18 protein-coding genes are annotated in these 22,053 nt (G+C 71.0%); 7 read left to right on the top strand and 11 right to left on the bottom strand.

Annotated elements, in window-relative coordinates:
- Positions 1–670: 670 nt before the first annotated feature.
- A complete protein-coding gene (locus ABEA33_RS19650) occupies positions 671–1,006 on the bottom strand; it encodes a hypothetical protein (RefSeq protein ID WP_345528633.1) in 336 nt (111 codons plus the stop codon).
- A 77-nt stretch (positions 1,007–1,083) separates the two neighbouring features.
- Positions 1,084–2,496: a hypothetical protein gene (locus ABEA33_RS19645; RefSeq protein ID WP_345528631.1), complete on the bottom strand. Its 1,413-nt coding sequence runs from the start codon at positions 2,494–2,496 to the stop codon at positions 1,084–1,086.
- Positions 2,497–2,561: 65 nt separating this feature from the next.
- Between ABEA33_RS19645 and ABEA33_RS19640 the strand changes: the two genes are divergently transcribed.
- Positions 2,562–3,383, top strand: coding sequence for an oxidoreductase (locus tag ABEA33_RS19640; RefSeq protein ID WP_345528630.1), 822 nt, complete (start codon positions 2,562–2,564; stop codon positions 3,381–3,383).
- Positions 3,384–3,389: 6 nt separating this feature from the next.
- On the opposite strand, the gene ABEA33_RS19635 is transcribed toward ABEA33_RS19640, so the two are convergent.
- Complete coding sequence (locus ABEA33_RS19635; RefSeq protein WP_345528628.1) at positions 3,390–4,073, bottom strand: VC0807 family protein; 684 nt, start codon at positions 4,071–4,073, stop codon at positions 3,390–3,392.
- 224 nt (positions 4,074–4,297) lie between these two features.
- Here ABEA33_RS19635 and pgm point away from each other — a divergent pair, with 224 nt between their 5' ends.
- Both pgm and ABEA33_RS19625 read left to right on the top strand, forming a co-directional pair.
- Complete coding sequence (gene pgm / locus ABEA33_RS19630) at positions 4,298–5,926, top strand: phosphoglucomutase (alpha-D-glucose-1,6-bisphosphate-dependent) (RefSeq protein ID WP_345528627.1); 1,629 nt, start codon at positions 4,298–4,300, stop codon at positions 5,924–5,926.
- A gap of 85 nt (positions 5,927–6,011) precedes the next feature.
- Positions 6,012–9,062, top strand: coding sequence for an MMPL family transporter (locus ABEA33_RS19625; protein ID WP_345528626.1), 3,051 nt, complete (start codon positions 6,012–6,014; stop codon positions 9,060–9,062).
- On the opposite strand, the gene ABEA33_RS19620 is transcribed toward ABEA33_RS19625, so the two are convergent.
- Together ABEA33_RS19620 and ABEA33_RS19615 are read right to left on the bottom strand one after the other, a co-directional pair.
- Complete coding sequence (locus ABEA33_RS19620) at positions 9,004–11,172, bottom strand: DUF4185 domain-containing protein (RefSeq protein ID WP_345528625.1); 2,169 nt, start codon at positions 11,170–11,172, stop codon at positions 9,004–9,006. The two genes, ABEA33_RS19625 and ABEA33_RS19620, sit on opposite strands and share 59 nt — an antisense overlap.
- 39 nt (positions 11,173–11,211) lie before the next feature.
- Positions 11,212–11,610 (bottom strand): hypothetical protein, encoded by a 399-nt coding sequence (locus ABEA33_RS19615; protein ID WP_345528624.1) that lies wholly within the window; start codon positions 11,608–11,610, stop codon positions 11,212–11,214.
- Positions 11,611–11,689: 79 nt separating this feature from the next.
- Here ABEA33_RS19615 and ABEA33_RS19610 point away from each other — a divergent pair, with 79 nt between their 5' ends.
- Positions 11,690–12,898, top strand: coding sequence for an acetyl-CoA hydrolase/transferase family protein (locus tag ABEA33_RS19610; RefSeq protein ID WP_345528623.1), 1,209 nt, complete (start codon positions 11,690–11,692; stop codon positions 12,896–12,898).
- Positions 12,899–12,954: 56 nt separating this feature from the next.
- Here the strand turns inward: ABEA33_RS19610 and ABEA33_RS19605 are convergent, their stop codons facing one another.
- Positions 12,955–13,551 carry a hypothetical protein gene (locus tag ABEA33_RS19605; protein ID WP_345528622.1) on the bottom strand — a complete coding sequence of 199 codons (597 nt, stop codon included), beginning with the start codon at positions 13,549–13,551 and terminating at the stop codon, positions 12,955–12,957.
- Between the two features lie 188 nt (positions 13,552–13,739).
- Here ABEA33_RS19605 and ABEA33_RS19600 point away from each other — a divergent pair, with 188 nt between their 5' ends.
- Positions 13,740–14,390 carry a response regulator gene (locus tag ABEA33_RS19600; RefSeq protein WP_345528620.1) on the top strand — a complete coding sequence of 217 codons (651 nt, stop codon included), beginning with the start codon at positions 13,740–13,742 and terminating at the stop codon, positions 14,388–14,390.
- Here the strand turns inward: ABEA33_RS19600 and ABEA33_RS19595 are convergent.
- The 3 genes from ABEA33_RS19595 to ABEA33_RS19585 are packed head-to-tail and all read right to left on the bottom strand — an operon-like array spanning position 14,387 to position 17,338.
- The gene (locus ABEA33_RS19595) at positions 14,387–15,961 is read right to left on the bottom strand and encodes a GAF domain-containing sensor histidine kinase (protein WP_345528619.1); all 1,575 of its coding nucleotides are present in this window, start codon (positions 15,959–15,961) and stop codon (positions 14,387–14,389) included. The genes ABEA33_RS19600 and ABEA33_RS19595 overlap by 4 nt on opposite strands.
- A 22-nt stretch (positions 15,962–15,983) precedes the next feature.
- A complete protein-coding gene (locus tag ABEA33_RS19590) occupies positions 15,984–16,427 on the bottom strand; it encodes a pyridoxamine 5'-phosphate oxidase family protein (protein WP_345528618.1) in 444 nt (147 codons plus the stop codon).
- An 11-nt stretch (positions 16,428–16,438) separates the two neighbouring features.
- A complete protein-coding gene (locus ABEA33_RS19585) occupies positions 16,439–17,338 on the bottom strand; it encodes a helix-turn-helix domain-containing protein (protein ID WP_345528617.1) in 900 nt (299 codons plus the stop codon).
- A gap of 102 nt (positions 17,339–17,440) precedes the next feature.
- Here ABEA33_RS19585 and ABEA33_RS19580 point away from each other — a divergent pair, with 102 nt between their 5' ends.
- Positions 17,441–18,304, top strand: a complete 864-nt coding sequence (locus ABEA33_RS19580) for an aldo/keto reductase family oxidoreductase (protein ID WP_345528616.1) — start codon at positions 17,441–17,443, stop codon at positions 18,302–18,304.
- 94 nt (positions 18,305–18,398) lie between these two features.
- On the opposite strand, the gene ABEA33_RS19575 is transcribed toward ABEA33_RS19580, so the two are convergent.
- Positions 18,399–19,634, bottom strand: a complete 1,236-nt coding sequence (locus tag ABEA33_RS19575; RefSeq protein WP_345528615.1) for a fatty acid desaturase family protein — start codon at positions 19,632–19,634, stop codon at positions 18,399–18,401.
- Positions 19,635–19,648: 14 nt separating this feature from the next.
- The gene (locus tag ABEA33_RS19570; RefSeq protein WP_345528614.1) at positions 19,649–20,764 is read right to left on the bottom strand and encodes a ferredoxin reductase; all 1,116 of its coding nucleotides are present in this window, start codon (positions 20,762–20,764) and stop codon (positions 19,649–19,651) included.
- Positions 20,765–20,855: 91 nt separating this feature from the next.
- Here ABEA33_RS19570 and ABEA33_RS19565 point away from each other — a divergent pair, with 91 nt between their 5' ends.
- The gene (locus tag ABEA33_RS19565) at positions 20,856–22,019 is read left to right on the top strand and encodes a PucR family transcriptional regulator (protein WP_345528613.1); all 1,164 of its coding nucleotides are present in this window, start codon (positions 20,856–20,858) and stop codon (positions 22,017–22,019) included.
- The last annotated feature ends 34 nt before the right edge of the window (positions 22,020–22,053 follow it).

Here is a 22,053-nt window from a genome sequence, read left to right as displayed (position 1 = left end):
ACGATACCGCGCAGGTGCGCGGTCGCCGAGGCCACCTGGTGGCGGGGTGTGGTCATCGCGGTCATGAGTCCAGCCAACCCGTTCCCACCGATGTCCGCATCCGGGCGGCGCCGATCGGTGGAGAACGCTGCCGCAAGCAGCGTTGTGGACGAATAGTGGCCCGTCTGGTGGTGGCTTCGAGGCTCTGGCCCGGCGGCCCTCACACCTCAACCACCGTGGCCCAAACGCGGCACACCGGTCCGACCAGGGGGCGGCGCGTCCTTCCGATAGGCGCGCTCTTCTCGGCTGGAGACGGTGGGGTCAAGGGCGCGCAGCGGCGAAGCGAACCCCTGACGCCACCGGCGGAGGCCGCACCATGGCGCCGTACGGAAGGACGACGAACCAGCACACCCCGACAGTCGCCGCCCTGCGCACGCCGCGGGGATTTCGAGGCTCGGGCCTAGCGGCCCTCACACCTCAACCATCGGTGGCCAGCCGTGGTGGATTCCAGGCTCGGCCTCGCGGGCCTCGCTCCTCAAACACCGGAGCCGGCAGCCCGGGAAGCAGCCGCCACCACCCGCCCGCCGTACCCGTTGTCAGCCTGTCGGCGACCGACCCGAACGGACCCGCAAGCCGCACTCATCGCCCTGCCTAGGCTGCGGGGGTTTCGAGACAGGCCTGGCGGCTCTCCTCAACCACCGGGGCGCCGGTCCTCGACCCACGTCACCGCAACGGCCGACCCGACGAGGACCACGGCTCCGACCCCGAACCCCACGGCATAGCCGAAACGCTCCCGACCGGCCGCCTCGCACCGGGCCTCGATGTCGTCACCGTCGGTCGGTGGCTCGCCGCCCGGGTAGTTGTCGGCGTCGTTGAGCACCGTGTCCCACGGCGCGAGGCACGGGTAGGAGTCTCCTCGGGTGGTCCCGCTGATCTCAGGGTTGTCGACCGCCAGGACGATGGCCGTCACCGCCAGAGCGGCGGCGAGCGCCACCAAAGCCCAGGTCAGATACTGAATTGCACGCACGTCGCTCCTGTCGTCAGCCATGGGACGCGAGCACCTGGTCAGAAGTTGCCTGGCCACCGTCCGACCTTCGCTCCGACTCAATCGCCACGGGTGCGGTCGGCGACGCGAACGACGCCACCGAGGACCGGGACGTACGCCGCGCGGTCAGGGCCGAGGGCGACGGCGCCGCCGTGGTTGTCGGCCAGCAGGTTGAGGCCGGTGCGGCGGGCCCAGGTCAGTCGGCCGGTGCGCAGGTCGAGGGCGCTGAGGTACCACGCGTCGATGCCGAGCCAGCTGTGTCGCTTGGTCCAGACGTAGACGAAGCCGTCCTCGACCGAGACGGCAGGGGCGCCGCTGGGAGCGTCCATGTCAGAGGTCCAGGTGACCCGGCACTTGCCGGCGACGACGTCGATGCGGGCGATCCCGCGGCTGGTGGTCCGGCCGAGCAGGGTGGAGCGGACGCCGCCGTAGCCGTGGGAGTTCTGGACGACGACACCGGTGTCAGCGGCGACCAGCCCGCCGTCGGTGATCCCCTCGTCGTCGCCGAACACCTCGGCCCGGCACACCACGTCGCCGGTGTCGGCGCGGTGGAAGACGACCTGCAGCCGCGGGTCGCGGTTGTCGGCGACCGCCACCAGCCCGCCGGCGAGCACGACCGGCGCGCTGCCACGAGAGCCACCGTCGTCGTACGGCGAGTCCCAGGCCGGCGTGGGCTTGCCGGCTACGACGACCACCCGGTGCAGGGCGTCGGCGCCTGCCACGTAGATGCCGTCGTCGGCGACCGTCAACGGCCGGTCCACACGGTCGTCGAGGTCGACGACCCGGAGCCGATCGTCCTCGACGAAGCCGGCCACCCCGGCCTGCGAGGCGAACCAGACCCGCCCATCGGGATCGGCGCCCAGACCGGTGACGCAGTCGCCGGAGTCGAGCTCGGCGGCCAGGTCGACGGACGACTCCACCACCAGGTCGGAGACGCCGAGCGTCAGGATCCGCTGTCCGCTGGCGGCGACCAGGTCGCCATCGACGATCGTCAGCTGACCGACGCAGCCCGACCCGGGCAGATCGGCGGAGCGGACCTGCCGCAGGCTGTCCGGGTCGACCACGCGGAGCACCGGGCGGTCGTCACCACAGAGGAGCACCAGCCGCCCGTCGTCGTCGAACTCGGTCCGGTGACAGTCGGTGACGCCGTACGACTTGGTGGTGACGGTGGGCGACTCACCCACCGGACCGCGCTCGGCGCCGGCGACGGACGGGCGGCCGACGTACGACGGCGTGGCCCAGCGTCCGGGTCCGGGCGGGATCGGCACCCAGCCGTCGGGGACGACGACCGCGAGGCCGGCCAGGACCACGATGACGGCCGCCCAGATCGCGACGACCCGGCGCGTCGGCCGGAGCCACTCTCGTGCCGGTCGCCACAGCAACGTCAGTGCTGCCAGGACCAGGACCCACGGTCCGAAGCCGAACCAGAGAAGACCGACGCCCACCAGGACGACCGTGCGCGCGAACCTCATCTCACCGAAATCCTAGTCGTGGACCCAGCCTTGGCTGTGGCTCCCCGCCGGAGCAGAGTGGGGGCATGAAGCGACTCTCGGACGTGAAGCGGATCGGGTACGGCGCGATGCGGTTGTCAGGGCCCGGGATCTTCGGGCCCCCGGCGGACCCCGACGAGGCGAGGCGGGTGCTGCAGCGGGCGATCGAGCTCGGCGTCGACCACATCGACACCAGCGACTACTACGGCCCGTACGTCGTCAACGACCTGATCCGCGAGTCACTGCATCCCTACCCTCCCGAGCTGGTGCTGGTCACCAAGGTGGGCGCCCGGCGCGACGACACCGGCGCCTGGCTGCCGGCGTTCGCACCCGACGAGATCAAGGAGGCCGTGCACGACAACCTCGGCCGGCTCGGGATCGAACGGCTCGGCGGAGTCAACCTGCGGTTCATGGACGGCGGGGACGGCGACTTCGAGGAGCAGTGGACGGTGCTCGCGGACCTCCGCTCCCAAGGCCTCATCGGCGACCTCGGCCTCAGCAACTGCACGCCCGAGCAGGTGAAGATCGCGCAGGGCATCGCCCCGGTCGCGATGGTGCAGAACGCCTACAACGTGGCGCTGCGCGACGACGACGGGTTCATCGACTCCCTCGCGGCGCAAGGCATCTACTACGTGCCGTTCTTCCCGCTCGGCGGCTTCAGCCCGTTGGCGATCGCGGCGGTCGACGGCGTGGCCGCCAAGCACGGCGCCACGCACATGCAGGTGGCGCTCGCCTGGCTGCTGCAGCGCTCCCCCAACATCCTGCTGATCCCCGGCACCAGCTCGGTGGCCCACCTCGAGGAGAACCTCGCGGCCGGCAGTCTGGCGCTGGACGCCGACGACCTCGCGACCCTGGAGTCGATCGGCTGACGCCGGTCAGGCGGTCGCGACCACCGGGAGCGGGTGCAGCAGGCCTTCCTTGCGGGCGACCAGGACCGCCAGGCCGATCGTCGCGCACGCGGCGAGCATGTTGATGCTCAGCGCCGAGATGCTCTTGACCAGCACGAACGTCTCGAGCGACGTCGACTGCAGCAGCCAGAGGGTCAGTCCGGCCTTGATCAGGCAGAGGGCGGCCCACAGGACGGTCAGGTTGCGGAACAACCGTCGGATCCGCGGCCGCAGGTGGAGCTCGTCGTCCATCGGGTAGAAGTCACCGGCCAGCCGCGCCACCATCGGGCGAGCGGTGGCCAGCGAGGCCAGGAACGCCGTGCCGACGATGGCGTCGCTGATGATCGGCTGGATGAAGTAGAGGAAGGTGCTGCCCGCGGCCAGCGAGATGATCGTGCGCGCCGTGATCAGCAGGGCGGTCAGCAGCAGCAGGCCCGACGTACGGCGTCCGGTCAGCGCCCGCCACGCGATCGCGCCGTACGACCAGCACAGGGCCACGATGATCGCGGTCCAGACGCCGTACACCCGGAAACAGGTGTAGAAGAGCGACGCGGGGATCACGCACGCGATCACCAGGCTGACCGCGACGCGGCGCACCACGGCGCCGAGCCTCGGGCAGTGGCGCTCAGTCTCGTCGAAGGACGCGGGCGCCAGCACAGGGGACAGGGTCATGGTCAGGGTGACTGTACGGGTCGAATCTGTGAAAGCCATGTCCGTGACGTTTCTGGAGGCGACAGCGAGGCGGGTGTGCATTGTCTGATCGACCGGCGCGCCATCGACCTGAGATGGTGGTTCCTTACCCATTTCCACCGTCGCCCATGTGCTCGGCCGCAGGGAGTCTCGCGACCGAGACCGCGCGGGGGCGTTGCGCGGCTCGCGCCGGGCATGATGGCCCCATGAGCGACCCGCGCGCGGGACAGCCCGCCGAGCCCGCCGACCTGGTCGACGTCGCGCACCTCGTGACGGCGTACTACACCGGAGTGCCCGACCCCGAGGATCCCGACCAGCAGGTGGCATTCGGCACCAGCGGACACCGCGGCTCGTCGCTGCGCACCGCCTTCAACGAGACGCACATCCTCGCGACGACGCAGGCGATCGTCGACTACCGGCGCCAGCAGGGGTACGACGGGCCGCTCTTCATCGGTCGCGACACCCACGGCCTCTCGGAGCCGGCCTGGGCGACCGCTCTGGAGGTGCTGGTCGCCAACGACGTGACCGTGCTGGTCGACGTCGACGACCGCTACACCCCGACGCCCGCGGTCTCGCACGCGATCATCCGCGCCAACCTCGGCGGCGGCACCGCCGACGGCATCGTGGTCACCCCCTCGCACAACCCACCGTACGACGGAGGCTTCAAGTACAACCCGCCCCACGGCGGCCCGGCCGACTCCGACGCGACCTCGGTCATCGCCGCGCGGGCCAACGAGCTGATCCGCGGCGACCTGGCGGAGGTGAAGCGGGTGCCGTTCGCGAAAGCGCGGGCCGCTGCGACGGCGTACGACTTCCTCGGGACGTACGTCGACGACCTGCCGCACGTCGTGGACCTCGCCGCCATCAAGGACGCGGGCGTGCGGATCGGCGCCGACCCGCTGGGCGGCGCTTCGGTCGACTACTGGGCCGCGATCGCCGAGCGGCACGGGCTCGACCTCACCGTCGTGAACCCCCTGGTGGACCCGACCTGGCGGTTCATGACGCTCGACTGGGACGGCAAGATCCGGATGGACTGCTCGTCGCCGTCTGCGATGGCGTCGCTGATCGCCCAGAAGGACCGCTACGACATCGCGACCGGCAACGACGCCGACTCCGACCGGCACGGCATCGTGACGCCGGACGCCGGCCTGATGAACCCCAACCACTTCCTCGCGGTCGCGATCGGCTACCTCTTCGGCGGCGCCCGACCGGGCTGGCCGGACGGCGCCCGGATCGGCAAGACCCTCGTGTCGTCGTCGATGATCGACCGGGTCGCGGTCTCGATCCGCCGCGAGCTGGTCGAGGTGCCGGTGGGGTTCAAGTGGTTCGTGCCGGGGCTCATCGACGGGTCGTTCGGGTTCGGCGGCGAGGAGTCGGCGGGCGCGTCGTTCCTGCGGACCGACGGGTCCGCATGGACCACCGACAAGGACGGCATCATCCTCGCGCTGCTCGCCTCCGAGATCCTGGCGAAGACCGGGAAGTCGCCCAGCGCGCACTACGCCGACCTGGTGGCCGAGCACGGCGACCCGGCGTACGCCCGCATCGACGCCTCAGCGACCCGTGAGCAGAAGGCCGCGCTCGCCGCCCTGTCGCCGGAAGCCGTGACCGCGACGTCGCTGGCCGGCGAGGAGATCACCGCCAAGCTCACCGAGGCTCCCGGCAACGGCGCGAGGATCGGCGGGCTCAAGGTCACCACCGAGTCCGCCTGGTTCGCCGCCCGACCGTCGGGCACCGAGGACGTCTACAAGATCTACGCCGAGTCGTTCCGCGGCCCCGAGCACCTGGCCCAGGTCCAGGAGGAGGCGAGGTCCGTGGTCGACGCCGCCCTGGATTGATCGGCACGGGCTGACGCCTGCCCCAGATCGGGGATATCGGCCGGCTTGGGATGACAACCACGCCGCGGGTCTGCATCCTCGGAAAATGGCCCGCCTGCTGCGCACCTTGGGGTCGTTCTGCGCCCGCCACGGCCTCGTCGTCATCGGCATCTGGGTCCTGCTGGGCCTCGGCGTGGGCGTCGCCGTCGCGACGTACGGCGCCCAGACCAACAACGACCTGTCGCTCCCCGGCACCGGGAGCCAGGCGGCCAAGGACCTCCTGGAGGACCGGTTCCCGCCCCAGCAGAACGGCGTCAACCCGATCGTCTTCGACGTGTCGAAGGGCAAGCTCACCGACGACGCGAACAAGCAGGCGATCGCCGACTCGGTCAAGGCGATCAAGGCAGTCCCGCACGTCTACAGCGTGACGAACCCGCTGAGCAGCTCCGGGCAGACCGCGGGCCTGGTCGCGAAGGACGGCCAGACGGCGTTCGCGCCCGTGCTGCTCGACATCGGGTCCGGTGACCTCACCCCCGAGCTCGCCCAGGAGGTCCTCGACGCGACGAAGCCTGCAGAGGACGCGGGCATCACCGTCGCAGCGGCGGGATCCATCGGCTCCACCCTGTCGACCGACGACTCCGAGATCAGCGAGGTCGTCGGCATCGTCGCGGCGATGATCATCCTCACGCTGGTGCTCGGCAGCCTGGTCGCGATGGGGATGCCGATCGTCACCGCTGTGGTCGGACTCGGCGTGGCGCTCGGCGTCATCGGGCTCCTCGGCCACGCCGTGACGATCCCGTCCAGCGGCCCCACCCTCGCCACGATGATCGGGCTCGGGGTCGGCATCGACTACGCGCTCTTCCTGATCACCCGGCACCAGGAGCACCTCCGCAGCGGCATGTCCCCCGTCGACTCGATCGCCCAGGCGGTCGCGACCTCGGGCAGCGCGATCGTCTTCGCCGGCTGCACGGTCGTCATCGCGCTGCTGTCGCTCGGGGTGGCCGGCATCCCGCTCGTCAGCGCGCTCGGCCTGGCCTCCGCGATCGCCGTCGTCGCCGCGGTGCTCGTCGCGATCACCCTGCTCCCCGCCTTCCTGGGGCTGCTCGGGCACCGCATCGCCTGGCTGTCGCTGCCGGCCTTCATGCGGCCGAGGTCGAGCCGGAAGGCCGGTCTCTGGAGCCGCTGGGCCGGGTTGGTGCACCGCCGGCCCGCCCTCGTCGCCGTGGTGTCTCTGGCGGCCCTGGTCCCCCTGATCATCCCGGTCTTCACGCTCGAGCTCGGGCAGGAGGACGTCGGGGCCACCTCTCCGGAGACGACCGAGCGGCAGGCGTACGACCTGATCACCGATGGGTTCGGCGTCGGCTACAACGGCCCCCTCCAGGTCGCTTCCGGGCTCGACCCGGTCGCGGCGCCGAGCAGGGAGTACACGGACAAGTACGACCAGGCGCAGTCGATGCAGGCGGACCTGGAGCAGAAGCAGAAGGACCTGCCGAAGCAGCAGAAGGCGCTCGAGCAGCAACAGCAGGAGCTCGAGAGCCAGCAGACCCGGCTGCAGCAGGAGCAGGCGTCGCTCGAACGCCAGGCCGGGCAGCTGCAGGCTCGGCAACGCGCGCTCGAGCAGCAGGCGGCCGACCTCCAGCGAGAGCAGCGTCGGCTCGAGGCCGAGCGCTCCCGGCTCCAGTCGGAGCGGACGGCACTGGAGCGGCAGGCCCGCGCCCTGGCCGCGAAGATCAGGCCGCTCGCCCGCGAGCTCGCGCGGCTCGACGTACGCGAACGGGTGCTGCTGCGCCGGATCGACCGCGCGCGGGGACATCCCGACCGGGTGGCGCGGCTGCGGGCTCGGCTCGCGGACGTGCGCGAGCGCAAGGTGCAAGTACGCCGTCAGCTCGCCCCGCTCACCGCGGACGCCCGCCGGTTGGCCGACCGGGCCCGTCGGCTGCAGGCCCAGGCAGCACAGCTCCAGCGGCAGGCTGCTGACCTGCAGCGCCAGGCAGACCGGCTGGAGAGCCAGAAGTCGGAGCTGGAGCGGCAGGGCGCACAGCTCCAGCGCGAGGGCGCACAGCTGCAGCGGCAGGCGGCCTCGCTCGAGCAGCAGGCGGCCGACCTCCAGGCTCAGGCCGACGAGCTCAAGGACGAGCAGAAGCAGGCCCAGCAGGAGCAGCAGCAGGCCGAGCAGCTGAAGCAGGAGCTCACCGACATGGTGACGCAGGCCGGCGGCGATCCCCGCGGGACCGACCCCCGGGTCGTCCACCTCCAGGACGGGCTCTCGGGCACGTCCGGGGTGGTGTCGCTGACCCCACCCCAGCTCAACAAGAAGGGCGACGTCGTCCTGCTGTCGGCGGTCCCCGCGACCGCGCCGGCGTCCGACGACACCGCCGACCTCGTCTCCCACGTGCGCGACACCGTCCTCCCGGACACCAACAAGGGCGGCGGCATCACGTCGTACGTCGGCGGCTACACGGCGTCGTACGTCGACCTCGCCGCGCTGATCTCGGCCCGCCTGCTCCTGGTGATCGGGACCGTGATCCTGCTCGGCTTCCTGCTGCTGATGATCGCGTTCCGGTCGCTGCTGATCCCGCTGCAGGCGGCGATCACCAACGTCCTGTCCGCAGCGGCCGCCTTCGGCGTGCTCACTGCCGCCTTCCAGTGGGGTTGGGGGATCTCGCTGCTCGGCATCGACACCGCGGCCGACTCGGTGCCGATCGCCAGCTACGTGCCGCTGATGATGTTCGCAGGCCTCTTCGGCCTCTCGATGGACTACGAGGTCTTCCTCGTCAGCCACGTGCAGCAGCACCACCACGCCGGCGACGAGGCGCGGGCGGCAGTCCAGGCGGCACTGGCGTCCAGCGCCAAGATCACGACCACGGCCGCCCTGATCATGGCGTCGGTCTTCGCCAGCTTCATCCTCAACAAGGACCCGACGATCAAGCAGTTCGGGGTCGGACTGTCGGTCGCCGTCCTCCTCGCGGGCATCCTGGTGGTCACGCTGGCGCCCGCGATCCTGGTGCTGTTCGGCCGGGCGGCCTGGTGGCTCCCGCGCTGGCTCGACCGCGTCCTCCCCCACGTCTCGATCGAGGGCGAGACGGAGCCGGAGCCGCTCAGTCCGGCAACGGCACCCGCAGGAACGTCGGCCGGTAGAGCGTCGGATCCTTCATGACCTTCTGGGGATCGATGTTGTTGTTGCTGTACGACGCCACCACGGTCCCCTTCGCGGGGAACACCTCGGCGTGCGCGAGCGGCATGTAGGTGACGGCGCCGGTGGTCGGGTCCGACGGCAACGACGCCACGGGGTCGGTCGGCGTGAACGGCCCGGTCGGAGCAGGCGCGGTCCAGAAGACCATCTCGTGGCCGAGGTCGCCGTCACGCTTGCTGAGGGCGTACCAGCGCTCGCCTCGATGGAAGACGCTCAACGTCTGCGACACGCCCCCGACAGCCGGCACCAGCTCGGCGGAGCGACTGGCGTCGCGCTGCCAGGACGTCCCGTCCCAGAAGCGCCACTTCGACGGCTCGATCACGTCGTCGGGCCGCACCCGGGCCACGTGGAGCGAGAAGCCGAAGACACCCTCCTGGTCGGGGTTCGCGGTCCCGTAGAGGTAGAGCCAATTGTCGTCGACCGCCATGGCGGCCCCCCACGTGGGCCGGCTCCGTTGCTTGTCGTCGTCCCCGATGTCGCCGACATCGATCAGCTGCGGCGTCTCACCGTCGCGCACCACGAAGACCGCGAGCGCGGGGCCGAGGTTGGCGAAGTCGAAGGAGCCGGTGCCGGTCGCCTTGACCCGCTGGGTCGAGACGAGCACCAGGTCGTAGCCGGGTCGGTGCGCCACCCCCGTCGACATCGGCCAGTAGCCGACCCCGTCGAGGCGGTCGGGGATCAGCGCTCCCTGCGACGGCGGCAGCACCACGGAGACGCAGTCCGTGTCCCACAGCATCATCGAGTTGCGAGCGAACCGAGGTCCGTCGAAGTCGTCACTGCGCAGCGTGTCACCGAAGACGACGAGGAACCGGCCGTCGGCGAGCTGGACGTCGGCGCCTACGTCGCCGCCCTGGAACGCCGGGCTGCCCTGCATCGTGGCGATCTGCTTGTTGAGCTGGGCGACGTTGCGGGGTCGTCCACCGTGGTCGACGCAGGTCGTCTCCGACGCGACGCTCGGCAGCGCGCCGGCGGCGACGACCTGCGTCGGCACGAAGGCGATCACCAGGCCGAGCACGAGCGCCAGAGGCAGCAGCGCGCCGACCACCCACAGACGCCAGTGCCGCACCGGCATGGCCACGACCGGGTCGCCGCTCGCGCCGAGGTCGAGGCCGCGGTCGCGCAGTCCGCGCGACAGCACCAGGGCCACCACAGCCAACAGTGCGGCGGCCGCGAGCACGAGGGTCGGCTGCAGGGCGCGCCCGGCGTCGAAGTACGCCGTGTCCGCCAGGGCCTGCTGGGTGGCCCCGGTCGGCGTCCACGGCGACACCACCGGCCACGGCGCCGGCAGCAGGTAGGGACTGGTGCCGGCCAGCAGCGGCGTGGCCAGGATGAAGTACGCCGCGGCCACGGCCACCAGGCCGACGAGCCCGGCCAGGGCCTCGACGGCGAGCGCGATCGCTCCGAGCGTGAACGCATAGAGCGCGCCGAGCCCGAGCACGGCGAAGGTGCCGTCCCCGAGCGAGGTTGCGGGCAGGAGCTGGAGGAGCGCCGCACCTGCAAGAGAGACCGCGCCCAGGCTGAGCACCCGGACGACACCCATCCCGGCCGTCCGCGCCACCGGCCCGCGCACCAGCGACACGACGAGCACGAATCCGAAGCCCACCAGCCCGCAGAGCACGGCGAAGAGGCGGACCCGGTCGGCGGCGCCGTCAGAGCCCGAGCCGGCTACCTCCTGCACCTTGACGCTGCGCTCGTGGGTCGCCTCCACCGAGGAGATCTGGTCGACCACGGCTTCGTTGAGGTCGTCGTCAGCCCGCGCGTTGACGAGGACGACGTCCGTCGTCTCACGCAGGTCCACGAGTACGGCGGCAACGACGGTGCCGTCGCGGACCGCCTGACGTGCCTCGTCCTCGTCGTCCGTCCACCCGGCGTCGACCGGGCTGCCGGGCATCGCGCCTGTCTCGTCGGCGAGCGCCGACGAGACCACTGCGGGGGCGGAGATCAGGATCGGGACGTCATGGGGCGAGCCGGCGCCGTCGCGCAGGGTCAGCGTCGCCAGCAGCACGCCCTGGACGGCGACGATGACCAGGCAGGCGAGGACGGTCCAGCGGCGCGCCCTCTGCTTCGATGCCACCCCACCTCGCTCACCGGTCGATCGGCCGTACGCAGTCTCTCAGAGGTGGTCGGGGACCGTCAGCGCGTCCGGGTCGCTGCGTGGCGGCACGTTGGCCAGGGCGACCTGCACCAGCATCACCCGAGCCTTGACCAGGACCGCCCGTCGCAGCCGGCCCACGTCGTCGCCGACCTTCTCCTCGACGGTCGCGGTCACCTGCTCGGTGGTGAACGTCGGCCGGGTCCCGGTCTGCACCTCGACGTCGGGCAGCGCGACGAGCACCGGCAGCACCTGGTCGCCCAGGCCGTCGAGCAACTGGAAGCGCTCGTACTGCGTGAGCGCGTCCCAGGCCTCGTCGACGCTGCGCCGCCCCTTGCGGACCGACTTGTCCTGGGCGGCCAGCACGCTCTTGGCCGCGCCGGTCAGAGCGGCCGTCAGCTCGTGCTCGGTGAACCTCATGCGCCAAGCATGCCGTCCGCCCCGCCGAACGGGACCTCCGACCCGGTACGGCGCGGCGGACCGGTGGTGGAATGGCGGGGTGGACCTCGACCGCGCGCTCGCGACCCTGCCCACCAACCCCCGGATCGTCGTGTCCGGCAACCACGCGACACCCTGGCACACGCTCGGCCTCGTGGACGCAGCGCTCGACGAGTACCGGCTCTGGGTGCTCAACGGCCAGCCCGGGCTGCCGGATCGCGACGGAGTGATCCTGGAGACGTCGTTCGTCGGGCCGGGCATGCGCCGGAGCCCGCGACTCAGCTACGTCCCGTCCCGCCTGTCCATGGTGCCGACGCTCTTCGCCCGCGAGCTGATCCCGGACGCCGTCGTGCTGCACACCACGAGGCCGCGCAACGGCGCCGTCTCGCTCGGTGTCGAGGTCAACGTGCTGCCGGCGGCTCTCGAGGCCGTACGCCGCCGGGGCGGTGTGGTGATCGCCCAGGTCAACGACCGGATGCCCTGGACGTACGGAGACGCGGTGGTCGACCTCGACCTGATCGACGTCCTGGTCGAGGCCGACGCCCCGCTGCCCACCGCACCCGTGACGACCATCGACGACGCCTCCGCCCGCATCGGGGAGCTGGTCGCCGCCCGGGTGGCCGACGGCGCGACCCTTCAGGCCGGGATCGGGGCGGTCCCCGACGCGACCCTGCACGGTCTGACCGGCCGCAGTGGCCTGCGGGTGTGGACGGAGATGTTCTCCGACAGCGTGTTAGCGCTGGAGAAGGTCGGCGCGCTCGACCGCAACGTGCCGATCTCGGCGTCGTTCCTCTTCGGCTCTCCCGAGCTGCTGGAGTGGGTCGACGGCAACGAGCGGGTCGCGATGGTGCGCACCGAGGAGACCAACAACCCCGCCCGGATCGCGCAGAACCCCGCCATGGTCAGCGTCAACACCGCGCTCCAGGTCGACCTCTTCGGACAGGCCAACGCCTCGCGGATCAACGCCCGCATCCACTCCGGGTTCGGCGGGCAGACCGACTTCATCGTGGGCGCCCTGCACAGCACCGGCGGCCAGGCGTTCATCGCCCTGCGCTCCTGGCACCCGAAGGCCGACTGCTCCACCGTCGTGCCGATGGTGGACGAGCCGATCACGTCGTTCCAGATGAGCGCGATCGTCACCGAGCAGGGCCTGGCCGAGGTCTTCGGCCGCGACCAGCGTGAGCAGGCCAGGCAGGTCATCGAGCACGCCGCGCACCCCGCCGTACGCGAGGAGCTGCGTGAGGAGGCCGTCGCGCTGGGCCTCCGGTAGACATGTGAAGCTCCCGGGGATCCGAACGGATCCCCGGGAGCTCGTGGGCCGGCCGATCAGACCAGCTGAGGCACTCCAGCGCTGGTGCCGACCTCGGTCGTGGTGGGCGTACGCCGTGCGTGCCAGATGCCGAGGGCGAAGAGGACCAGCAGCACGCCGGCTCCGACGAACGCGGCGATGGCGGCGATGCCCGCGATCGTGCCGATGGTGGCGAACGCGTAGCCGTAGAGGAGCAGGCCGCGCAGGGTGTTGCCCATGAAGAGCGTCTGTCGCAGACCGCCGAGGGCCTGGCCCTCCGGGGAGGCCTTCTGCTCGTCGGTCATCCCGACGTACTGGCCACTCACCTCCTCGTAGGTCTGGCCGTCGCTGGACGCATTCATGTGGACGAGGATGTAGTGGTCGGCGAAGGCCTTCGCCTCGGGCCCGGTGTCGAGCGGGCTGCCGGCGTACTGCTCGAGCGCCTCGGCGTCCGCCTTGGGCAGGGACGAGAGCGCCTCACCCTCGGGCATCGTGATGCCCTGCATGCTCAGCTGGTCGTGCACCTGGTTGTCGATGAACGTGTTGGCCCAGGTCAGCAGGCCTCCGGCGACGAGAAGGACGGCGGCCAGTGCCAGACCCGTCCACGAGATCAGCTTGTCGAATGCAGATCGCATCGGTGACTCCTTGGTTGGGGCGGTGATCCGCCGTCTCTTGATGTCACTCACGCTAGGAGCGCGCCGACCTCACGGTCAGAGCCGGAGTCCTCGCTCACGGGGGTCTTTCGGCACCGACTCGCGGGACCTTCAGACCGACCTGGCGCGACGCGCGACCACCACCGACGACCCACTGGTAGAACGGGGTCATGACCGACACCTCCGGCAAGATCCGGGTCTACCTCCTCGACGACCACGAGATCGTCCGCCAGGGCCTGCGCGCGCTGCTCGAGAGTGCCGGGGACATCGAGATCGTCGGAGAGTCCGGCTCTGCGATCGACGCCGCCCATCGCATCCCCGCGCTGCACCCCGACGTGGCGGTGCTCGACGCCCGGCTCCCCGACGGGTCGGGCATCGAGGTGTGCCGCGAGGTGCGCGCGGTCGATCCGTCGATCGGGGCACTGATCCTCACGTCGTACGACGACGACGAGGCGCTCTTCGCCGCGATCATGGCCGGCGCCGCCGGCTATGTGCTCAAGGAGATCAAGGGCACCGACCTGGTCACCGCGATCCGGCAGGTGGCCGCCGGGAACTCGCTCATCGACCCGATCATGACCACGCGCGTGCTCGAGCGGGTCCGGCACCCGCAGACCCTGGCGCCCGAGCTGTCCACGCTCACCGAGCAGGAGTTCAAGCTCCTCGGCTTCATCGCGCAGGGCCTGACCAACCGGCAGATCGGCGAGCAGATGTTCTTGGCCGAGAAGACGGTCAAGAACTATGTCTCGAGCATCCTGTCCAAGCTCGGACTCGAGCGCCGTACCCAGGCGGCCGTGCTCGCCAGCAAGCTACTGCAGAGCTAGAGAAGCGGGACCCGCCACACGAACGACGTACCTCGGGGCTCGCGCTGCGTGAGCTCCAGCGAGCCCCCGAGCCCCGCCGCGCGGCGGCGGGCGTTGCGCAGCCCGCTCTCGACGGCCAGGCCGCCGAGCCCCACGCCGTCGTCCACAACGGCCAGTCGGACCTCACGGTCGTCCACGGTCAACGAGATCTCGGCGTGCTCGGCCCCGGCGTGCCGGGCGAGGTTGGACAGTGCCTCGCGCAGCACCGGAAGGAGCTGCTCGCGGACCTCGGCACCGACGGCAGTGTCCACGGGCCCGGCCGTCTGCACGGTCGGCCGGAACTCGAGCAACGGCGCGTACTCGCGAACGAGGTTGCGGAGGTCGGCGCGCAGCGACGGTCCGTGGTCGCGTCGCTGCAGCTCGAAGATCGTGCCCCGGATGTCCTTGATGGTGAGGTCGAGGGCCTCGACCGCCTGGTCCAGCCGAGCCGCGACGTCCGGAGTGGTGGCCATCAGGCCGGCGCCCTGAAGCTGTAGTCCCGTCGCGAAGAGCCGTTGGATCACCAGGTCGTGCAGGTCGCGGGCGATCCGCTCCCGGTCGGAGGTGACCGCGAGCTCGGCCCGGTCCTCGATCGCCTGGGCGCGGTCCACGGAGAGTCCCGCCTGGTCCGCGAAGGACGCCAGCAGAGCCCGGTCCTCGTACGCCAACGGCGCCATGGGCCGGTCGAACAGCAGGACCAGCAGCCCGCTGCCCACCAGGTGCGTGCGCAGGGGCACGAGCGTGGCCTGGAAGTCACCGAGCTCGACATCGACCGGCGCCGTGTCAGGCCGAGGCCAGGCCTCGTCGTCGAGCGAGGCCAGTGCCCGCTCGACACCGGCGAGCGCCGCCGGATCTGCGACGACGGTGTGGACGGCGTTGCCGTCGGCGAGGCGGCGTACGGCGCTTGCGGTCGCGCCCGACATCGCGCGCGCTGCGCGGGCCACCTCGGTCAGGGCGCTCTCGAGCTGGATCGGCGGCTGCAACGCCTCCGAGAGCTCCGCCGAGGCCTCGAGCCACTGCCGTCGACGCTCGCTGAGGCCATAGGCCCGGGCGTTGTCGATGACGAAGCCGGCGGCACTGGCGAGGGACTCCACGAGGGACTGGTCCTCACGCGTGAACGACCGCCCCCCGGCCTTCTCGGTCAGGTAGAGGTTGCCGAAGACGGTGCCGCGGATGCGGACGGGCACGCCGAGGAAGGAGCCCATCGGCGGGTGGTTGGGCGGGAAGCCGGCGGACTGCGGGTGTTGGGTGAGATCGTCGAGACGCAACGGCTCCGGGTGGTGGATGAGCAGGCCGAGGATGCCCCGTCCGTGGGGCAGGTCGCCGATCGCCGCGCGACCCTCCTCGTCGATGCCGGTCGTCACGAACTCGACCAGGAAGGCGTCGCTGCCGATCACCCCGAGCGCGCCGTACCTTGCCTGTGTGAGCTGGGTCGCCGCCTCGACGATCCGGGTGAGCACCGAGTGCAGGTCCAGGTCGGACGAGATCGCGGTGACCGCCTCGAGGAGTGCCCTCGCGGAAGAGGGAAGGCTCTCGGACTGCTCAGGCGGCACCGGCCCAGTGTGCCGCACGCGGTCAGACCGTGCGACGGACGGCGAGCGAGGCCTGCAGGTCCCAGCCCACACCGATCCGGCGGCCCGTGAGCTCGGTCCAGCGCAGCCGCAGGTGCAGCCCCCGAGCCCCCGAGGCCGCCCACGGCCGCGGCTCCCAGGTGCTGCGGATGTGCGCCAGCTGGTCGACGTCGACGACGACCTCGCCACGTCCGCGGGCCACGACGCTCCAGCCGTGCTGCCGCTCGTGGTCGAACTGGTCGACCTCGAAGGCCAGCATGCTGTCGCGCCCGTAGGTGCCCAGCACGCTGTACGGCGAGGTGCGGAAGATGATCGCGTCGTCGACGACCGAGTAGTTCACCGGCACGATGTGCGGGCCGTTCGGAGAGGACAGCGCGACCCGCCCGCCGACACCCGAGTCCAGCAGGCGTCGGCACTCGTCCTGGGTCAGGTCGATGGCCTCTTGCACGGTGTCCTCCTCTACTCGGTCCGACCCACCCATCGTGGCGGTGCGCGGTCCGGGAGCGCAGAGTCGTTGGTCCCGACATCGGGGGACCTCGGCGCGCCGGTCGCGAGGTTCGACAAGAGCGTGAGCTTGTCGGCGGACTCGGTGCCGGGCTCGGCGTGGTAGATCACCAGCATCTGTCCGTCGGTCCCCTCGATCGCCAGCTTGGACAGGGCGAGCTCGAGCTCGCCGACCTGCGGGTGGTCCATCCGGATCGAGCGGCTCTGGATCGGCTTCACGTCGTGCCGAGCCCAGGCCTTGCGGAACTCCTCGCTGCCGAGCGACAGCTCGCCGACCAGCTGCACGACGCGCGGGTCGTCGATGCGGTCGCCGATCCGGTTGCGGAAGCCTGCGACCAGCCGCGGCGCCGTACGCGCCCAGTCGGGATGCAGGGCGCGCTCGGTGGGGTCGAGAAAGACCGAGCGCAGGCGGTTCTCCCCGACCCGGACGTTGGGCGACACCAGGGTGACCAGCGGGTTGGCGGCGAGCACGTCCAGGTAGCGCCCTTCGACGAACGCCGGGAGCCCGATCACGCTCAACAGCTGGGCTGTCGCGGTCGGCACCGTCTCCGGCCGGGGCCAGCGCCCGCGTGTCCGGGGACGGGGCGCACCCAGGCGGAGCAGGTAGTCGGTCGCCGTCGCATCGAGCTGGAGGACGTGGGCGAGCGCCTCGAGGATCTGCAGCGACGGGTTGCGATCGCGGCCCTGCTCCAGGCGGAGGTAGTAGTCGGCGCTGATGCCGGCGAGCATCGCGACCTCCTCCCGGCGGAGGCCCGCGACGCGTCGTACGCCGTGCGCCGGGATGCCGACGCTCTCCGGGGTCACCAGCTCGCGACGCGCCCGCAGGTAGTCGCCGAGTCGGTTGTCGTCACTCACACCGGTCACGGTAGCCGCGCTCGTCGTACCGTCCCTGTCCCTGCCACTCCCAGGATCAGCGGGGATCTGGGTGTCCGGGCCGCCACGGCCCAAGGTGGTGGCATGACGACTTCGACGACCTCACTCCCCGGCGGCACCTGGACGATGGGCGACCTGACGGTCACCCGGGTCGGGTACGGCGCCATGCAGCTCGCCGGCCCGCACGTCTTCGGGCCGCCCGCCGACCACGACGGCGCGCTCGCGGTGCTGCGCACGGTGGTGGACCTGGGGATCAACCACATCGACACCAGCGACTTCTACGGCCCGCACGTCACCAACAGGATCATCAAGGAGGCGCTGCACCCGTACGCCGACGACCTGGTGATCGTGACGAAGGTCGGTGGTCGTCGCGACGACCAGCGCGCGTGGCTGCCGGCCCAGTCACCGGCCGAGCTTCGTCAGGGCGTGCTCGACAACCTGGAGAACCTCGGGCTCGACGCCATGGACGTCGTGAACCTGCGGATCATGGACGCCGACGACGCCTCGATCGCCGAGCGGATGGAGGCGATGGCAGCGCTGCAGCAGGAGGGGCTCGTGCGGCACATCGGGCTCTCGACCGTGTCCGCCGCCCAGGTCGCGGAGGCACAGGCGATCGCGCCGATCGTCTGCGTGCAGAACCACTACAACGTCGCACACCGGGAGGACGACTCACTCATCGAGTCGCTCGCCGAGCAGGACATCGCCTACGTGCCGTACTTCCCGCTCGGCGGGTTCACCCCACTGCAGTCCTCGGCACTGTCGGCGGTGGCGGCGCGGTTGGAGGCCTCGCCGCTGGCGGTCGCCCTGGCCTGGCTGCTGCAGCGCTCGCCGAACCTGCTGCTCATCCCCGGCACGTCATCGGTCGTCCACCTGCGCGAGAACGTCGCCGGCGCGGGGCTGACGCTATCGGCCCAAGACGTCGCCGAGCTGGACGCGATCGGCGGCTGAGCGCCGTACTCCTCAGGCAGTTCGTGAGGTTCTCGGGCACTGCAACGCCCGAGAACCTCAGGGATACCCGGTGAACCGGGTATCCCCGGACAGCTCAGGCAGCCGTCGTCATCCGCCGAGCCTGCTGCTGCAGGCGGGCGGCGGCGGCGCGGCGGACCTTGGGGCCCTTGGTGGTCATCGCCCACAGGAGCTTGGACTGCTCAGGCAGGTTCTTGACGTTGGTCGTCGCCATCCAGCCGTTGGGCAGCGAGAGCCGGACGACCTTGTGCCAGGCCGAGTAGACCTGCTGCGGCAGCGGGGCCGAGTGGTAATTGAGGTCGTACTTCTCGAACAGCGCCTGCACCTTGGGCGCGACCTCGGCGTACCGGTTGGACGGCAGGTCCGGGAACAGGTGGTGCTCGATCTGGTGCGACAGGTTGCCGCTCATCAGGTGCATCGCCTTGGGGCCGGAGATGTTGGCGGAGCCGAGCATCTGGCGCAGGTACCACTCGCCGCGGGTCTCGTTGTCCGGGATCGACTTCCGCTCGAACGTCTCCACGCCCTCGGGGAAGTGCCCGCACATGATCACCGAGTGCGACCAGACGTTGCGCACCAGGTTGGCGGTGAAGTTCGCGGCCAGCGTCGGCAGGAACCCGCCGAACGGGATCGCGAGCGCCGGGTTGACGACGTAATCCTTGGTCACCTGCTTGCGGATCTTCTTGAGGGTCTTGCGCGCGTTGGCCTTGAAGGTCTCGCTGCGCTTCTCCTTCGGGATGGCGAGGTTCTTGCCGAGCTGGAGGTCGTACGCCGCGATGCCGTACTCGAAGAAGCAGGCGTTGATGAAGTTCCACACCGGCTGGGCGAGGTACATCGGGTGCCAGCGCTGGTCCTCGTCGACGCGCATGATGCCGTAGCCGAGGTCGTTGTCCTTGCCGACGATGTTCGTGTACGTGTGGTGGATCTCGTTGTGCGAGTGCTTCCAGCCCTCGGCAGTGGACGCGTTGTCCCACTCCCAGGTGGTCGAGTGGATCTTCGGGTCACGCATCCAGTCCCACTGACCGTGCATGACGTTGTGGCCGATCTCCATGTTCTCCAGGATCTTGGCGACCGACAGGCCGACCGTCCCGAGCACCCACAGCGGCGGCAGTGCGGAGCCGAGGAGCACCGCGCGGGAGGCCAGCTCGAGGCGGCGCTGCACGGTGACGACGTTGCGGATGTACGCCGCGTCCTTCTCGCCCCGGCTGTCAAGCACGTCCTGGCGGATCGCGTCGAGCTCGAGGCCGAGCTGCTCGATGTCCTCGGGGGTGAGGTGAGCGGTCGGGTTGACGGGCTTCTTGGTGATCGTGGTCATGGTGTGCCTCGCTCTCAGTGGTCGATGTGGCAGGGGCCGGCTGCCGCGTTGATGCAGGTCTGGATGCGTACGCCGCCGGGGCCGGTCTCACCGGGCACTGCGACGGTCAGGGCGCCGTTGCGCAGGTCGCGCACCGCCCCTTCCTTCATCGGGACGACGCAGCCCATGCAGATGCCCATCCGGCAGCCGCTGGGCATCAGGACGCCGGCGTTCTCCGCCGCGTCGAGGATCGGGGTGGCGCCGTCGACCTCGACGACCGTGCCGTTGGCGAAGGTGACCGTGCCACCTTCACCGGCCACGACGGTCACCGGACGGAAACGCTCGGTCGTGAGGACGAGGTCGCGTCCGACGTAGTGCTCCTCGAGCGCGTCGAGGAGGCCGGCCGGTCCGCAGGCGTACGCCGTGCGCTCGGCCAGGTCGGGGACGATCTCGTCGAGGTCGTCGACGTCGAGCATCCCGTGGGTGTCGGTGTGCAGCTCCACGAGGCGCAGCCAGCCCGCGGCGTCGTACTGCCGCAGCTCGCTGCCGAAGATCACCTCGGCCCGGGAGAGGGCCGAGTGCAGCAGCACGATGTCGGTCTTGGGCCGCTCCGCACGGGAGAAGAGGTTGCGCAGCATGCCGATCACCGGCGTGATGCCGGACCCGGCGGTGACGAGGAGCAGCTTGGCGGGGATCGGCTGCGGGAGCACGAACTCGCCCTGCGCCTGGTCGAGCTGGATCATCTGACCGGCGCGGGCCCGGTGGACCAGGTAGTTGGAGACGACACCGTCGGGGATCGCCTTCACGGTGATGCTGATCCGGCGGTCGGCGCGCGGCCCGTGGGTCAGGGAGTAGGTGCGCCAGAGGCGGACACCGTCGACGTCGACGCCGACGCGGACGTACTGGCCCGGCACGTGGCCGGTCCAGTCGCGGCCCGGCTGCAGCACGATTGTGGCGGACTGGCGGGTCTCGGCGCGGACCTCGACGATCTTCGCCCGCAGGTCGGCGCCCCGACGCAGCGGGTGGAAGACGTCGAGCACGTCGCTGAGCTCCAGCGGGGTGACCGCGGCCTCCGCCACTCGGCGCAGGCTGTCCCGCAGCGAGCGACCGCGGGTGGACCGCGTCGTGGTGGAGGGGATGGCGATGCTCATGTACTCCAGTGTGCTGCGTTCTCGGCGTAAGATCATGACCGCAGGACGTGAAGATCTGGGTCTCAGTTGTTCGCAGATGATAAAGAGGAGTATGGCTGCCCCCCGTCGTACCGCCGACCACGGACTCCGGCTCCCCCCGCTCGCCGTCGAGCGGATGCGCGGCGAGCTGCCCGAGGTGGCTGAGCACGTGGTCGCGGCCATCATCGACGAGGTCCCCAGCTACACCGACGCGTTCAGCGGGCCGATGGGCGAGACCATCCGCAACGCGGTGCAGCTCGCGCTCGGCGGCTTCCTCTCGCTGGCGAGCGGCAGACGGGGAGCAGAGGTGTCGACTCCGAACGCTCCGGCCGTCGAAGGTGCCTACCAGCTCGGCCGCGGTGAGGCTCGCAGCGGCCGGACCACCGAGGCCCTGCTCGCGGCGTACCGCATCGGCGCCCGGGTCTCGTGGCGCGAGATGTCGACCACCGCCGTGCGCAACGGGCTGGACGCCGAGACACTCGTGGCCTTCGCCGAGCTGGTCTTCGCCTACATCGACGAGCTGTCGGCGGCCAGCGTCGCCGGCCACACCGACGAGCTCGCCACGACCGGCCGGGTCCGGGAGCGCCGACTCGAGCGGATCGCCCACCACCTGCTCACCGACTCCCCCGTCGAGACCGTGCAGGCCGCGGCCGAACGCGCCGGCTGGGAGCCGCCCAAGACGCTGACCGCCGTGATCGTGCCCGAGTCACAGGTGCGGCCCGTGCTCGCCTCCGTCTCGCCGGCGACGATCGCGGTGGGCGAGGCGCCCGACCTCGACGAGAGCGTGCTGCTGCTGGTGCCCGATGCGCACGGGCACCGGCGTACGGCGTTGCTCCGCACCCTCGGCACCCGTGGGTGCACCGCCGGGCCGGCCAGACCCTGGCTCGAGGTGCGGGCGTCGTACGACCGCGCGCTGCGTGCCCGCGCCGCCGGCCTCGAGCTGGACACCGAGGCGCACCTGGTGCCACTGGTCCTCGAGGCCGACCCGGCCGCCCGCGCCGACCTCCGCGCCCAGCTGCTCGCGCCACTCGCCGACCTGCGCCCCGGCACGGCGGAGAAGCTGACCGACACGCTGCGGTCGTGGCTGCTGCACCAGGGCCGTCGCGAGGACGTCGCCGCCGACCTCTTCGTGCACGCCCAGACGGTGCGCTACCGGATGGGGCAGCTGCGTGAGCTGTACGGCGACCGGCTCGACGACCCGGACATGGTGCTGGCGCTGACGGTGGCCCTGGGCTGAGTCCGAGAACGTCTGCAGGAAGCACACCGTTGCC

The sequence above is a fragment of the Nocardioides endophyticus genome (assembly GCF_039543845.1).
Taxonomy (GTDB): Bacteria; Actinomycetota; Actinomycetes; order Propionibacteriales; family Nocardioidaceae; genus Nocardioides; species Nocardioides endophyticus.
The sequence above is the reverse complement of the archived record's forward strand: the minus strand, read 5'-3'. Positions and strand labels throughout refer to the sequence as shown.

What these genes read in the sequence shown, in the direction of transcription:
- ABEA33_RS19645 (WP_345528631.1), bottom strand. Translation starts at nt 2,496, where the DNA reads ATGAGGTTCGCGCGCACGGTCGTCCTGGTGGGCGTCGGTCTTCTCTGG.
- ABEA33_RS19640 (WP_345528630.1), top strand. Translation starts at nt 2,562, where the DNA reads ATGAAGCGACTCTCGGACGTGAAGCGGATCGGGTACGGCGCGATGCGG.
- ABEA33_RS19635 (WP_345528628.1), bottom strand. Translation starts at nt 4,073, where the DNA reads ATGACCCTGTCCCCTGTGCTGGCGCCCGCGTCCTTCGACGAGACTGAG.
- pgm (WP_345528627.1), top strand. Translation starts at nt 4,298, where the DNA reads ATGAGCGACCCGCGCGCGGGACAGCCCGCCGAGCCCGCCGACCTGGTC.
- ABEA33_RS19625 (WP_345528626.1), top strand. Translation starts at nt 6,012, where the DNA reads ATGGCCCGCCTGCTGCGCACCTTGGGGTCGTTCTGCGCCCGCCACGGC.
- ABEA33_RS19615 (WP_345528624.1), bottom strand. Translation starts at nt 11,610, where the DNA reads ATGAGGTTCACCGAGCACGAGCTGACGGCCGCTCTGACCGGCGCGGCC.
- ABEA33_RS19605 (WP_345528622.1), bottom strand. Translation starts at nt 13,551, where the DNA reads ATGCGATCTGCATTCGACAAGCTGATCTCGTGGACGGGTCTGGCACTG.
- ABEA33_RS19600 (WP_345528620.1), top strand. Translation starts at nt 13,740, where the DNA reads ATGACCGACACCTCCGGCAAGATCCGGGTCTACCTCCTCGACGACCAC.
- ABEA33_RS19580 (WP_345528616.1), top strand. Translation starts at nt 17,441, where the DNA reads ATGACGACTTCGACGACCTCACTCCCCGGCGGCACCTGGACGATGGGC.
- ABEA33_RS19575 (WP_345528615.1), bottom strand. Translation starts at nt 19,634, where the DNA reads ATGACCACGATCACCAAGAAGCCCGTCAACCCGACCGCTCACCTCACC.
- ABEA33_RS19570 (WP_345528614.1), bottom strand. Translation starts at nt 20,764, where the DNA reads ATGAGCATCGCCATCCCCTCCACCACGACGCGGTCCACCCGCGGTCGC.
- ABEA33_RS19565 (WP_345528613.1), top strand. Translation starts at nt 20,856, where the DNA reads ATGGCTGCCCCCCGTCGTACCGCCGACCACGGACTCCGGCTCCCCCCG.